The sequence below is a fragment of the Trichloromonas sp. genome, assembly GCF_041583255.1.
Classification (GTDB): Bacteria; Desulfobacterota; Desulfuromonadia; order Desulfuromonadales; family Trichloromonadaceae; genus Trichloromonas.
This window is the reverse complement of sequence record NZ_JBFHGD010000082.1, coordinates 1-13,449: the sequence shown is the minus strand read 5'-3', so window position 1 is coordinate 13,449 and position 13,449 is coordinate 1. Positions and strand designations below refer to the sequence as shown.

The following is a 13,449-nucleotide window of genomic DNA, read 5'->3' as shown; positions in this document are numbered from 1 at the left end:
ATGGCTCCGCGCGAAGAAGCCGCCGAAGAAACCAGCAAGTAACATAGAAACCTGAACGCAACGGATTCAAAAAAACCTTAAAAGGAGGACACCATGAAAGCGATCGCCAGAACCAGCGCACTCTTTACCGGACTCATGACCCTGGCAACCAGCGCCTTTGCCGCCGGCTCGGCAGCCCAGGGCAGCGGAATCCTGGTGTGGCTCTTCCTCGGCTTCTGCGGCCTGATCGTCGCCATGCAGCTGGTTCCTGCACTGATGCTGCTGGTCGGAATCGTTCGCGGTGTCGCATCGACCCGCGAGGCGGCTGAGCAAACCAGCAAATAAAAGGTAAGATAAGAAAATCTTTAAGGGCTGCTCCGGCCGGAGCAGCCCTTTTTTATTTGGCCTGCGTATACATTATGCTATCCTTTTCAGGGGGTTGTTCACTACCCTCATTGTCCGCGCCTGGGATCTCCTGCCGGTTCGCGTAAATTTGCAGTGCTATTCAATCTGTTCTTCTCGAGTGATTCCTGATGTCCTTTGTGTCGATTCTCACAACCCTGGCGATCATCCTGCTGGGCGCCCTGGCCGGCGGTCGACTGGCATCTCTGTGCCACATTCCCCGCGTCACCGGCTACCTGTTGACCGGCCTGCTGCTGGGTCCTTCGCTGGCGCACCTGCTGGGGTTGCCGCCGGTGCTGCGCGAAGAAAACCTCGATTCATTGTCGGTCCTTTCAGAGATCGGGCTGGCCCTGATCCTGACCAACATCGGTGCCCAGTTCCGCGCTGAAAACCTGCGCCGCTGGGGCGGCCGCATCCTGATCTTTTCCTTCGCCGAAACCGCCGGCACCTTCCTCCTGGTCGGGGCGGCAACCAGCCTGACCAACCTGCTGCTGCTCGGTTACCAGGTCGGCAGCTGGACGGTGCTGGAGACCTCCCTGGCCCTGGGAGTCCTGTTCGGTTCCATCGCCATGACCACGGCGCCGGCGGCGACCATGATGGTCATCCGCGAATACGAGTCGGAGGGGCCGGTGACGACGGCCGTGATGACCCTGATCGGGTTGAATAACCTGGCCACCATCACGGTCTTTACCCTGGCCGCCACCCTCCTGACCCGGCCCGCAACGGGGTACTTCGAGGTGCTGGTGCAGCTGGTGGTTCCGTTGACCCTGGGGGGCCTGCTCGGCCTCGGCCTCTCGTTCTGGGCCCAGCGCCTGGAACTGGGGAGTGAGCACAAGCTGCTGCTGCTGGGCGGGGTGATCCTGACAGTCAGTCTGTGCGGCGCCGTCGAAGTCAATCCGCTGCTGGCCTGTTTCGCCCTCGGCATGGTGCTGGCCAACAGCTCGCCGATCTGGCATCGGCTCTTCGAGTCGCTCAAGCAGGTCGATTACCCGCTGTACGTGATCTTTTTCATGCTCGCCGGGGCCCGCCTGCACCTGGAGACCCTTTTTCACATCGGCCTGCTCGGCGTGGCCTATGTCGTCGCCCGTTCGCTGGCGAAGTGGCTGGGCCCGCGCATCGGCGCCCGCTTCGGCAACTTTGGCGAGCGGGAGCGCGCGACCATCTGTTACACCCTCTTTTCCCAGGGCGGGGTGGCGATCGGTCTGGCCGCGGGGCTGGCGGCCAGCTGGCCCGAGGGGGGCAAGCTGGTGGAAACGGTGGTGCTCGGGTCGGTGGTCGTTTTCGAACTGGTCGGGCCGCTGGCGGTGCGACACGGGCTGGTCCGGGCCGGCGAGGTGCCGCTGCTGTCGCTGCTGCAGAAGCGGGTGCCGCAGGACGCCCTGGAAGGGCTGCACAGCGTGGTTTCCCACTTCCGCAGTTCTCTCGGGCTGCCGGCCGGTCACCAGGTGAACGATCCCGGCGACATCCTGGTGCGCCACGTCATGCGGCAGAATGTCGAAACGATCCGCAACAACACACCCTATCACGACCTGCTCAAAATCATTGCCCACAGCCGCTACGACCGTTTCCCGGTGGTCGATGGCCGGGGCAGTTTCGTCGGCATGATCGACTACACCGAAATCCGCAACCTGCTGTTCGAGCCGTCCCTGATGTCGCTGGTGGTGGCCGGGGATCTGACCTCGGCCGACCACTACGCGCTCTATCCCGACCAGCCCCTGCGCGAGGCGCTCACGCTGCTTGAGCAGAAGCGCAGCATCAGCTTTTTCCCGGTGGTCGACCGGGAGCAGCCCGACCGGTTGCTCGGCATTCTCAGCCAGAACGATGTGATGGCGGCATTCCGGCGGCTGAAGTAGAACCGGTTCCTTCCCCCCGAAACGCAGAAAGGGCGGTCAATTGACCGCCCTTTCCGTGTTTTGCCCCGATTGTTTTCAGCCCTTGAGCTCGACCAGCTTGGCCTTCGCCTTGCCCGCTTCTTCCGATTGCGGGTAGGTCTCCTGGACTTTCTGCATCAGGATCCTGGCGTTCTGGATATCGCCGAGGGCCTGAAACGACAGCCCCTGCTTGAGCATGGCGGCCGGCGCCTTGGGATGGGTCGGGTGCTTCTGGATGACATCCTGAAACTGCAGGATGGCGTTTTCATAGCTCTTCTCGCCATAATACGACTCGCCGATCCAGTACAGGGCATTGACGGCCAGCGGATGCTGGGGGTTGTTTTTCAGGAACAGCTGCAGATTGTTGCGAGCTCCGGAATAGTCGCCGGATTTCTGGATTTTTTCCAGCGCCGTTTCGTAGAGGTTTTCCGGGGAGGCCTGTAGCGCCGGAGCCGTGGTCGCCGTGGCACGGTTTTCTTCGAGCTTGAGCACCCGGTCTTCGAGCGAGGCCATCTTGAGCCCGAGATCGTCACGCATCAGGCCCATGTCCGAGCGCAGCTCTTCGCGATCGCGGGACTGGTCTTCGAAGCGCCCGTTGAAGGACTGGATGTCGACTTTCAGGGTGTCGGAGGTCACCTGCAGGTCGGCCTGGGAGCGGCTGATCACGTCCAGTCGCTGCTCAAGCTCGCCGGCCAGGCTCTTGCCCTGGGCCGCCAGGCTCAGTTCCGCCTTGGCCAGGCGTTTCTTCATTTCGTCGAGATCCCGTTCCATGCGCAGTTCGCGCTGGGTCATACACCCGGTGGAAAGTGTCAGCAGGGCAAGCAGCAGAAGAGACTGTTTGATCCAGCGGTGTTTCATGGCTCTGGTTCCTTTTCAAGAACGAAGGCCGCGCCCGGGCGCGGCCTTCTGGATGATGCGAGGATGATCAGCGGGCGTCTTTGAATTCGGCCCGGCGGTTCTTCGACCAGGCGCTGTCGGAGTTGCCCGGATCCAGCGGCATTTCCTCGCCGTAGGAGATGATGCTCAGGCGGCTGGGCTCGATGCCGAGGGAAACCATGTAGCTTTTGGTGGCGCTGGCGCGGCGCTCGCCCAGGGCCAGGTTGTATTCGTCGGAACCGCGCTCGTCGCAGTGCCCTTCAATGCGGACCCTGAGGCCGGGGTTGGCCTTCATGTAGGCTACGTTGCTGGCCAGGATGTCGCGGGCCTCGGCAGACAGGGTGAACTGGTCGAATTCGAAGTAGATGCGGTTCAGGCCGTAAACCGAGCCGTCACCCATGGCGCCGGAGCCGTAGCCGGAACGGTCGCCGACGGCCTGGTCAGAGATCGAGCCGTCGCCGTAGCCGGCAACGCTGTCAGACGGCATGGTCGAGACAACGGGGGCGCCCATCGGGTCGACGACGACGGAAGCCGGTTTTTTGGCGCAGCCGGACATCAGGGCGGCAATCAGGGTAAGGGACAGCAGCAGGCGCATGGTGTGCTTTTTCATGATCTAGAGCTCCTTAAGACAATGATAGACAACGAAAAAAAGAAAACCCTGAGAAAATATCCTACGTATGAAAAATACATCTGATTATACAGAAATTGTTTTAAAAAACAATCGATTTACCATTCGCCCGACCAGGCCGGGTGGCTGCAGTCGCCGCCGGCCGGAGAAACGCGGCGGCTGCCGCTGCCGTCGTCGCGCATGAGGTAGATGCCGCGCTTGCCGTCCTCGTCCGACGAATAGACCAGGAAGCGGCCGTCGTGGCTCCAGCGGGCGTGCTCCTTGTTGCCGGGCCCGAAGGTCAGGCGGCGCTCATCCGTGCCGTCGGGGCGGATGGTGTAGATGTCGAAGCGGCCCCCCTCGAGGCGGCTGAAGGCGATGCGGTCGCCCTTCGGGTTCCAGGCCGGGGTCACGTTGTACTTGCCGTCCTTGGTCAGGCGGCGGACCTGGCCGGTGACCACGTCGAGGATGAAGACATGCGGATTGCCCTGGCGGTCGGAAACGAAGGCGATCTGGTCGCCGTTGGGGTTCCAGGACGGGTCGACGTCGATGCCCCAGGCATCGGTCAGGCGCTTGTGGATGGTGCCGCCGGTGCTGATCAGGTAGAGTTCGGAGTTGCCGTCCTTTGACAGGGTCAGCGCGATTTCCCGACCGTCCGGGCGGTAGCGGCCAGCAATGTTAAGGCCCTGCTGCGCCGAGAGCTTGGCTTCACGCCCCGAATAGGTCTCCTTGCGGTAAAGGTCGGGGTTGCCGGCCTTGTACGAGGTGAAGATCAGGTCTTTGCCCTGGTGGGAAAAGTCGGGGTTAAGGACGATGGAGCGGTGGTCGGTGATGCGCACCGGGTTGTGGCCATCGACCTCCATCAGGTAGAGCTCCTTGTTGCCGGTGCGGTTGGAGATGTAGGCGATGCGGGTGTTGAAGGGGCCGGCCTCGCCGGTCAGGCTCTTGAGGATCTGGTCGGCGAAGGTGTGGCTCATGCGCCGCAGGTCGGAAAGCTTGCCGATATAGCGGCGGCCGGCCAGCAGGCGGCGGCTCACCACGTCGTAGAGGCGGGCTTCCAGGGTCAGCTGATCCCCCTGCACCGCGTAGCCCCCCTTGATCAGCGATTCGGCCCGCAGCAGCCGCCACTGGCCGAAGTCGACTTCGACGCTCGACAGGCCGAGCACGTTGGCGTCGCCGAGAAACGATTCGGGATTGATCAGGGAGAAGAGGCCCGAGAGGTCGAGGTCGGCCTCGAGCACCTGGTTGATCTCCGCCGCCAGTTCCGGCCGGGACGTCCCGTCGAGCGGAAGGAAGCGGGTCAGGGCCAGCGGGATCGTCTGCTGGCCGGGGGCGCTGATTTCGATCTGGGCCAGGGCCGGTGGCGCCAGTAGAGCGGCGAGGAGGGTCAGGGTGATCACAAGACACGAGAACGTTTTCATTTAAGCAATTCCTTTAGGTTGAACACGACATCTTTTTTTGCCCCCGCAAGGGTCGGCTCGGGATAGTCCTTTAACTGCAGGATGGCCCGCAGGACCGAATCGTCAAAATGCGAATCGCCCGATTTGTCGATGAATTTGTAAGAAAGGAGCTGCCCCTTGGCATCGAAGAGGAGCTGGACCTCTGCCGCCAGGTCGGTGCGCCCGACCTGATACTTGGAGAGACGCCAGGCCTGTTTCAGAAACTCGTGCAGCCAGGCATCGCTCGAAACCCCCGCCTCGGTCCCCTTGCCGTCGATCATGCCGACCGGGGCGTTGCCGGCGGCGTTGCGGGTGTCGTTGCTGCCCATGGCGGCCAGCTTGTCCTTGAGCGCCTGCATTTCCTGGCGCCGGCGCAGGTCCTCGATGGCGCTGCTGACCTTTTGCTCGTCCTTTTTCGACACCGTCGGCTTGGCTTCCGCCTTGGGGGTCGGCTTGGCCGCAGGTTTCGGTTCGGGTTTCGGCTCCGCCTTGGGCGTCGGTTTCGGCTCGACTTTCGGCTTGGGCTCCGGTTTGGGCGGCAGTTTCACCGCATCCGGTTTCGGTTCCGGCTTGGTCGCCGCCGACTCCGGTTTCTTGTCTTTTTTGTCCGGCTGGGGGCGGGCGTCGGGGCGGCCGGCCTGGGGATCCTTGACCGGCCGGTTGACCAGGTCGACGATATAGACCGGTTTCGGCGGCTTGGACATGCGGGGAATCAGGACCCCGGTCATGAGTCCGAGGATCGCCAGGTGAACGACGAATGAAACGGCGATCATGCGCCCCAGCCCCGGCTCGGGGCGGGCCTTGATGTCCTGCCGTGTGTGCTGTTTCGGGTGCATAAAAAAGACTTACAGCCGGATAACTTCCGGCGGAGGGTCAGGGTTTGGTGCTTTCGCGGCGACTCATCAGACGACTATGCCTCCGATGGCAACGCCATCAGGGTTTGGGCTCCTGGGAAACCATCCCCAGCTTGGCCACGCCGGCCTTCTTGATGGCCGCCATCACCGGGACGACTTTGCCGTAGGGGACGTCGCGATCGGCCTCGAGAAAGACGTCCTTTTCATCGTCGGCCTTGTCCTTGAGGATCTGGATCAGCACCGGGGTCAGCTTGGCGGCGCTGTCGACCTGGGTGCGGCCGATAGAAATCCTGCCGTTCTTCTCCACGGTGATCACCAGCGGTTCCTTGGTCGCCGACAGGCTCTGGCCGTTCTCCACCTCGGGGAGGTTGACATCGACTCCCTGCTCCATCATCGGCGCGGTGACCATGAAGATGATCAGCAGCACCAGCATGACGTCGACAAAGGGGGTTACGTTGATCTGCGAAAGGGCGCTGCGGCCGCCGCCTCTGCCAGGTCCGACGTCCATCAGCTCCTCCGCATCATGCGAGCAATATCGTTGGATTCGAAGGGCATCAGTTCCTCCGCATCATGCGAGCAATATCGTTTGTTTGGACATCCATCAGTTTCTCCGCATCATGCGTTCGACGATATTGAGGAATTCCTGGCTGAAGTTGTCCATCTCGCCGGTCAGCACGTTGACCTTGTGCACGAAGTGGTTATAGCCCATGACCGCCGGAATAGCCGCAACCAGGCCGATGGCGGTGGCGACCAGCGCCTCGGAAATGCCGGGGGCAACAACCGCCAGCGAGGCACTGCCGGTTTCGCCGATGCCGCGGAAGGCGTCCATGATCCCCCAGACGGTGCCGAACAGGCCGATGAAGGGGGCGGTGGAGCCGGTGGTCGCCAGGGTGGTCAGAAACTTCTCCAGCCGGTGGGTTTCCTGGGTGGTGGCGCGGCGCAGGGCGCGGGCCACGTTTTCGGCACCGCCGAGGTCGGTGGTCAGGCTGCTTTCCTCCTCGCCGGGGCGCTTTCCCTGAACCTTGAGCAGTTCCTGGTAGCCTTCGCGAAACAGCACGGTCAGCGGCGAGTTCGGGTAGTCCCTGAGCCCCTTGCCGATGACGTCGAAGCGCTTCTTGGTCCAGAAGAAATCGAGAAAGTGATCAGAGTCGCGGGTGGCGCGATGGATGACCAGGAACTTGTAGAAAATGATGGCCCAGGAGACCACCGAAAAATAAACCAGAACCAACAGAACCAGCTTTACAATCGGGCCGGCGCCGAGAATCAGATCCAAGATTTGCCTCCATTTAAACGGGGGTTAGGGGGATAACGACGGCGATTATCATGCAAGCGCCTGTGCAAGTCAATGGCATTCGATAGCGCCGTCATCGACAGCCGCCGTACCGATTATCCTAGCGGGGAAGCTGCCGGAGGGCCTGGTGGTAGAAGTCGACCTGGCGGAGCTTTTCCGGGTTGGCGCCGGAGGCCAGGGCGTCGATTTTCATAAGCTCGAGCAGCAGGTTAAAGCGGGAATCTTCGACAAAGCGCCACTGCCTTGAGCTGAGCTGGTCGTGCTCGGCCACCTGCCAGCTGAGGGCGAACATGTGATGGCGGACCAGCCAGAGAATGTCGTCCTGTTCCTGGCCGACGATGCCCAGCCGGTTGAGGATGGCCTCGGTCAGTTCGACCCCGGCCCGGTCATGGCCGAAGGCGCGGATGCGGCCGTCGATCACCCGGGTGGTGGCGGCCTTGCCGATATCGTGAAGCAGGGCGCCCCAAGCCAGGCGCCGGTCGGGGTTTTCGGGGAGATGGCGGATGGCCAGCAGGGTGTGGGTCAGCACGTCCCCCTCCGGGTGATAATCGGGACGCTGGGGGATGCCGTCCAGCCGGTAGAGCTCCGGCAGCATCTGCCGCAGCGCCGGGTCCTGCCGGAAGCGCCGTTCCCGCTGCGCCCCTTCGGGCAGCAGAAAAATCTGTTCTATGTATTCCAGGTCGGTCAATGGATCTCCGTGGGCGTAAAAAGACGATTGAGTTTTCGAGTTCAAGGGCCTGATTGGCCGCGGTGAAAATCTGCTAAGGTCTGTAGAACCCCAAGCTAAGGGCTTTGTTTCTTGCCGTTACAGATGTTGACAGATCCTGACCGCGGCTAAATAAAGATTTAGATTCACAAAGTCAAAGGACTGATTGGCCGCGGTGAAAATCTGCTAAGGTCTGTAGAACCCCAAGCTAAGAGCTTTGTTTCTTGCCGTTACAGATGTTGACAGATCCTGACCGCGGCTAAATAAAGATTTAGATTCATAAAGTCAAGGGCCTGATTAGCCGCGGTGAAAATCTGTCAAGGTCTGTTGAAAAGCACGAGCCAAGAGCTTTGTTTCTTGCCGTTACAGATGTTGGCAGATCCTGACCGCGGCTAAATAAAGCTTGTGGTTTTGAATTCACGGGCCTGCTCAGACGCGCATTATACCCCGTTTCCCTGAAGCGGGGCAAGCCGGCGGCGGATTAAAGGTGGTGGGCGAGGTGGGCCAGGGCGAATTGCGCCGTGGTCGAGCCGGGTGAGCGCTGCAGCAGCCGCGAGAGCGAGGCGAGGTCGTCGACGTCGTCCCAGGGCGGCAGCTCAAGGTAGCCGATGCCGAGTTCGGCGGCCCGGCTGCGGGTCGCCGCCAGCACCTGCGGGGTGCTCCAGGGGATGTCGCAAAAGAGTTCCGGGTGGTGGCGGCGTTCGCCGACCAGCACGTAGCCGCCGTCGTCGGCCGGGGCGGTGACGCAGTCGGTTCGCTGCAGCAAGGCGAAGGCGTCTTCGATCCGGGCCAGGGGGAGATCCGGACTGTCCGAGCCGATCAGGGCGGCCGCCGGGTGCCCGCGCCCGAGCAGCAGGCGCAGGGCCTGCTCCATGCGCCGGCCCAGGTCGCCCTCAGCCTGCGGGAGCAGCGGCAGGCCGGCAAAGGCCGCGCTGAAGTAGTCCTTGTGGCCGCTGTAGAAGATCACCAGGGCGAAGGAGCCCCGGCGCATCGCGGTGACGGTCTCTTCCAGGCAGGCCCGGTAGAGCCCGGCGGCTTCGGTTGGGGAGAGCGGCGGGCAGAGCCGGGTCTTGACCTGCCCCGGCCGCGGTTCCTTGGCGAAAATCCCCAGCACCGGTCGAGAAAGGGGCGATTTATCCGCCGGCCGTTGTCCCGTCGCTGACTTGTCCACCCTTTCCACAGGCTTATCCACAGGCGGTCCGGTCTAGCGCTTCTGTTCGACCAGGGCGTAGGCCGAATGGTTGTGGATCGATTCGAAATTCTCGCACTCGACCCGGAACCACTCGATCTCCTCGACCCCCCGCAGCTTCTCGGTGACCGCCCGCACGATGTCCTCGACGAACATCGGGTTGTCGTAAGCCTGTTCGGTTACCGCCTTCTCGTCCTCGCGCTTGAGCAGTGAGTAGACCGGGGCGCTGCCGCAGCTTTCGATCCACTCGATCAGGTCTTCGAGCCAGACGTGCTGCCGGTAGCGGATCTGCACGCTGACGGCGCTGCGCTGGTTGTGGGCGCCGCGCTCGCTGATGTCGCGGGAGCAGGGGCACAGCGAGGTGACCGGCACGGTGACCCCGAGCACGAAGTCGGTTTGCTCACCGAGGCTGCCGATCATCTGGCACTGGTATTCCATCAGGCTGCGGGCCCCGGAGACCGGCGCCCGCTTTTCGATGAAATAGGGGAACTCCAGCTCCAGGTGGGCGCTCGAAGCCTCGAGCCGGTCCTTCATGTCCTGCAAAATGGTGTCGATGCGCTCGATGCTGATTTCGCCGTGATGCTGGTTGAGAATTTCGATGAAGCGGCTCATGTGGGTCCCCTTGAAGTGATGGGGCAGATCCACGTACATGTTGATGCGGGCCACCGTGTGCTGCTTGTCCTTGCTCTTGTCGAGCACGACGATCGGGTAGCGGATGTTCTTCACCCCCACCTTGTCGATGGCGATGTTGCGGTCGTCCCGCGACTGCTGCAGGTCGGGCATCGAACCGGTCGCCGCCGGGGAGGCGCAAGGCGTGTGGCGGGAGGCGTCGCAATTGTCAGCTTGTTTGGTCATGGATTTCTTCTTCGCGTTGTAAAAGCGGTAATTTGTAATTGGTGATTGGTGATTGGATTCAATCCCGGTCTACTCTCTTCAGTCCTCGCTCTTGCCGGCATAGGCCACCGGATCGCTGATCCCGACCTCGGCGAAGCCCTTTAGCCGCAGCCGGCAGGAGTCGCACTGTCCGCAGGCCAGCCCGGCGGGGCCCGGGTCGTAGCAGGAGTGGGTGAGGGCGTAGTCGACCCCGAGCGCCAGCCCCTTGCGCACGATATCGGCCTTGGAGAGGTCGATCAGCGGGGTGTGGATGCGGTAGCGGCCGGCCCCTTCCACTCCGGCCCGGGTGGCCAGGTTGGCCATCGCCTCGAAGGCGGCGATGTACTCGGGGCGGCAGTCGGGATAGCCCGAGTAGTCGAGGGCGTTGACCCCGATGAAGATGTCGAAGGCGCCGAGCACCTCGGCCCAGCCGAGGGCGAAGGAGAGAAAGATGGTGTTGCGGGCCGGCACGTAGGTGACCGGGATCTCCCCTTCCTGCACACCGTCCTTGGGCACCGCCAAATCCGAGGTCAGGGCGCTGCCGCCGATCCGGCGCAGGTCGATCTCCACCAGCTGGTGCTCGACGGCGCCGGCCCTGGGGGCGTACTCCCGGGCCTTGGCCAGCTCGACGCTGTGGCGCTGGCCGTAGGCGAAGCTCATGGCGTACGGAGCAAACCCATCGGCGCGGGCGATGGCCATGCAGGTGGTCGAATCGAGCCCGCCGCTGTAGAGAACCACGGCCTTCTTCTGGTTTGGCATGCAATGCTCCTGTGTAAAGCGGAAAACCCTGAGAGGCGGTGATTAGTGATTGGTGATTGGCTAAAACCTTTTAAGGCGGTGATTTATGCTTTGCCAACCAAGCATTGTCTTTCAGTATATTTCATCATGGCTGCCGACGTTCACCAGGATGATCCTGCCGTCGTCGAGCAGAAACTCCAGGGTAATCCGGTAGCTGAGGTTGATCGAGACTGAATGCAGGTCCCGCAGGTTGCCGCTCAGCCGATGCAGCCGCAAAGAAGGGTGCGACGGATTGAGTTCCAGGAGCTTGAGGGTCTTTTCATACTGAGGCAGAAGTTCGGGATGGCGTTTGATGAACTTTGCCGCACGCTTCAGATAGCTGTGCGAATAGATGATCCGAAAGCTCATTTCGCGGCTGTCCTGATCCGTGCGATATGTTCATCGACGCTCTCCTCAATACACTCTCCGGCGGCGATTTGCTGGCGGGTTTCGTACAGCGCCGCTTCCAGTTCGCAGACCCGCAGCCGGTTGTACTCTTCTACGTCCATGACCACGTAACGGTCCTGGCCACGCACCGATATGATCGCCTCGGCAGCGCTTTCAAGGGCCTTCTCGATAGAAGAGACCCCCCTGGTTTTCAATTCGTTCGCAGCAATCGTTTTCACGCCATCCCTCCGACAGGTCTTTCAGTAGTGCGATAAAGAGTACTATTGTCATCACTGTTTGTCAAACCCCTGAGGGGCGGTGATTTGTGCTTTTAAACCAATCACCAATCACCGAAGTTCAATGTACCTCGTAAAAATCGCCGGTTCCCAGTCGGTGCACCTTCAGCAGGTTGGTGGTGCCGGGCGAGGAGACCGGGCTGCCCATGGTGATGACCACCACGTCGCCGCGCTGCAGCACCCCGGCGGAGAGCACCGCCTGCTCCACCGAGCGGATCTGCGCCTCGGTGTCCCCCTCGATGTCGACCCGGATCGAGCGGACCCCGCCGTACAGGGCCAGCCGCCGCCGCGCGTAGTGGGACGGGGTGATGGCGAAGATCGGCAGGTCGGGACGGTACTTGGCGACCAGCGCCGCGGTACTGCCGGTCTGGGTGAAGGCGAGGATGCCGGCGGCGCCGACGGTTTCCGCCAGGCGGCAGGCGGCCTGGCCGATCGCCTCGGGCAGCCGGCGGTAGCCAAGCACCTCGGGAATCGGATGATAGGCCTTCTCTTTCAGCACGGGATCCTGCTCCACGTCGCGGGCCACCCGAACCATCAGCGAGACCGCCTCGACCGGGTATTTGCCGGAAGCGGTCTCCCCCGACAGCATGATGGCGTCGGTGCCGTCGAGGATGGCGTTGGCCACGTCCGAGGTCTCGGCGCGGGTCGGCCTGGGGTTGTGGATCATGCTCTCGAGCATCTGGGTGGCGGTGATCACCGGCTTGCCGGCGGCGTTGCATTTGCGGATGATCCGTTTCTGGATCAGCGGCACCTTTTCCGGGCTCATCTCCACGCCGAGATCGCCGCGGGCCACCATGATGCCGTCCGACGCCGCCAGAATGGCGTCGAAGTCGTCCACCGCCTGGGGTTTCTCGATCTTGGCGATGACCCTCATGCCGCTTTTCTGCTGATAGAGGATTTCCCTGAGTTCGAGCACGTCGGAGGCCTGCTGGACGAAGGAGAGGGCGACGTAGTCGATCTCCTGCTCGATGCAGAAGCGCAGGTCGTCGTGATCCTTGGCGGTCATGGCCGGGATCGAGACCTTAACCCCGGGCAGGTTGATCCCCTTGCGGTCCTTGAGCAGGCCGCCGACCAGCGCCCGGCAGCGCACCTCGTCGTCGCTGACGGCGAGCACCTGCAGTTCGAGCAGGCCGTCGTCGAGCAGAATCGAATCGCCCGGCTTGACGTCCCCCGGCAGGTTGCGGTAGCTGGTGGGGATGACCCCGTCGGCGCCGAGGACCTCGCGGGTGGTGATCACCACCTCCTGGCCGGCGGTCAGCAGCAGTTCGCCGTCTTTCATTCGGCCGGTGCGGATTTTCGGCCCCTGCAGGTCGGCAAGGATGGCGACCGCCTGTCGGCGTTGGATCGACAGGTCGCGCAGGCGCTTGATCAGCACGGTCTTGCCGGCCTGGTCGCCGTGGGAAAAGTTGAGACGAAAGACGTCGGCACCGGCCTCCATCAGGGCCAGCAGCATTGCTTCCGATTCGCTGGCGGGGCCGAGGGTGGCGACGATCTTGGTACGCCGGTACATGGGGTGCTCCTTGGCGTCATCGGGCAGACGCAACAGGTTGTTTTTAAAGGACTGCGATTCGTTCCGGTCAAGTGCGAAACTATAGCATATCGCCGCTTAAACGGCAAAAAAATTGGCTAACCACGGGGGTTTGTGGTATTTATACAGACTTCTCTTAACCCTGAGGCAACCCGTTCCATGTCGATACGAAACATTCTCCGCACTGTCCTGATCACCGGTCTCGGCCTCGGGCTGGCCGGATTCGGCGCCCTGGTCGGCGCCTATTTCTACGTCTCCGGCTCCCTGCCCAAGGTCGACACCCTGGCCGACTACCAGCCGCCGATCATCAGCCGGGTCTTCAGCGACGACGGCGCCGTCATCGCCGAGTTCTACCGCGAGCGGCGCATCGTGGT

At 62.4% G+C, this 13,449-nt stretch carries 16 protein-coding genes; 3 read left to right on the top strand and 13 right to left on the bottom strand.

Going from position 1 to position 13,449, the window contains the following annotated elements:
* The first annotated feature begins 93 nt into the window (after nucleotides 1-93).
* Both ABYV89_RS08440 and ABYV89_RS08435 read left to right on the top strand, forming a co-directional pair.
* Nucleotides 94-324: a hypothetical protein gene (locus ABYV89_RS08440; RefSeq protein WP_432822510.1), complete on the top strand. Its 231-nt coding sequence runs from the start codon at nucleotides 94-96 to the stop codon at nucleotides 322-324.
* Nucleotides 325-521: 197 nt separating this feature from the next.
* Nucleotides 522-2,234 (top strand): cation:proton antiporter domain-containing protein, encoded by a 1,713-nt coding sequence (locus tag ABYV89_RS08435; protein ID WP_432822509.1) that lies wholly within the window; start codon nucleotides 522-524, stop codon nucleotides 2,232-2,234.
* 75 nt (nucleotides 2,235-2,309) lie between these two features.
* Here ABYV89_RS08435 and ybgF read toward each other — a convergent pair whose 3' ends face one another.
* From ybgF to pyk, 13 genes are all read right to left on the bottom strand, one after another.
* Entirely contained in the window at nucleotides 2,310-3,110 is an 801-nt protein-coding gene (ybgF, locus tag ABYV89_RS08430; RefSeq protein ID WP_432822508.1) for a tol-pal system protein YbgF, read from the bottom strand.
* A gap of 67 nt (nucleotides 3,111-3,177) precedes the next feature.
* The gene (gene pal, locus ABYV89_RS08425; RefSeq protein ID WP_432822507.1) at nucleotides 3,178-3,738 is read right to left on the bottom strand and encodes a peptidoglycan-associated lipoprotein Pal; all 561 of its coding nucleotides are present in this window, start codon (nucleotides 3,736-3,738) and stop codon (nucleotides 3,178-3,180) included.
* Between the two features lie 116 nt (nucleotides 3,739-3,854).
* Nucleotides 3,855-5,156: a Tol-Pal system beta propeller repeat protein TolB gene (gene tolB, locus ABYV89_RS08420; protein WP_432822506.1), complete on the bottom strand. Its 1,302-nt coding sequence runs from the start codon at nucleotides 5,154-5,156 to the stop codon at nucleotides 3,855-3,857.
* Nucleotides 5,153-6,010 carry a TonB C-terminal domain-containing protein gene (locus ABYV89_RS08415; RefSeq protein ID WP_432822505.1) on the bottom strand — a complete coding sequence of 286 codons (858 nt, stop codon included), beginning with the start codon at nucleotides 6,008-6,010 and terminating at the stop codon, nucleotides 5,153-5,155. Before ABYV89_RS08415 ends, tolB begins: the two co-directional genes overlap by 4 nt.
* Before the next feature lie 97 nt (nucleotides 6,011-6,107).
* Entirely contained in the window at nucleotides 6,108-6,536 is a 429-nt protein-coding gene (gene tolR / locus ABYV89_RS08410; RefSeq protein ID WP_432822504.1) for a protein TolR, read from the bottom strand.
* A gap of 93 nt (nucleotides 6,537-6,629) precedes the next feature.
* Complete coding sequence (gene tolQ / locus ABYV89_RS08405) at nucleotides 6,630-7,301, bottom strand: protein TolQ (protein ID WP_432822503.1); 672 nt, start codon at nucleotides 7,299-7,301, stop codon at nucleotides 6,630-6,632.
* A 118-nt stretch (nucleotides 7,302-7,419) separates the two neighbouring features.
* Complete coding sequence (locus ABYV89_RS08400) at nucleotides 7,420-8,007, bottom strand: HD domain-containing protein (protein ID WP_432822502.1); 588 nt, start codon at nucleotides 8,005-8,007, stop codon at nucleotides 7,420-7,422.
* 499 nt (nucleotides 8,008-8,506) lie between these two features.
* A complete protein-coding gene (locus ABYV89_RS08395) occupies nucleotides 8,507-9,205 on the bottom strand; it encodes a TIGR04282 family arsenosugar biosynthesis glycosyltransferase (RefSeq protein ID WP_432822501.1) in 699 nt (232 codons plus the stop codon).
* A 24-nt stretch (nucleotides 9,206-9,229) separates the two neighbouring features.
* A complete protein-coding gene (folE2, locus tag ABYV89_RS08390) occupies nucleotides 9,230-9,997 on the bottom strand; it encodes a GTP cyclohydrolase FolE2 (RefSeq protein ID WP_432822511.1) in 768 nt (255 codons plus the stop codon).
* A 150-nt stretch (nucleotides 9,998-10,147) separates the two neighbouring features.
* Complete coding sequence (gene queC, locus ABYV89_RS08385; RefSeq protein WP_432822500.1) at nucleotides 10,148-10,846, bottom strand: 7-cyano-7-deazaguanine synthase QueC; 699 nt, start codon at nucleotides 10,844-10,846, stop codon at nucleotides 10,148-10,150.
* 111 nt (nucleotides 10,847-10,957) lie between these two features.
* Nucleotides 10,958-11,233: a type II toxin-antitoxin system RelE/ParE family toxin gene (locus ABYV89_RS08380; protein WP_432822499.1), complete on the bottom strand. Its 276-nt coding sequence runs from the start codon at nucleotides 11,231-11,233 to the stop codon at nucleotides 10,958-10,960.
* A complete protein-coding gene (locus ABYV89_RS08375) occupies nucleotides 11,230-11,490 on the bottom strand; it encodes a type II toxin-antitoxin system Phd/YefM family antitoxin (RefSeq protein WP_432822498.1) in 261 nt (86 codons plus the stop codon). The genes ABYV89_RS08380 and ABYV89_RS08375 overlap by 4 nt, the downstream gene beginning before the upstream one ends.
* A gap of 118 nt (nucleotides 11,491-11,608) precedes the next feature.
* Nucleotides 11,609-13,057, bottom strand: coding sequence for a pyruvate kinase (pyk, locus tag ABYV89_RS08370; RefSeq protein ID WP_432822497.1), 1,449 nt, complete (start codon nucleotides 13,055-13,057; stop codon nucleotides 11,609-11,611).
* A 177-nt stretch (nucleotides 13,058-13,234) separates the two neighbouring features.
* Here pyk and ABYV89_RS08365 point away from each other — a divergent pair.
* Nucleotides 13,235-13,449: hypothetical protein (locus ABYV89_RS08365; RefSeq protein ID WP_432822496.1), on the top strand; the 215-nt coding region annotated here is incomplete at its 3' end.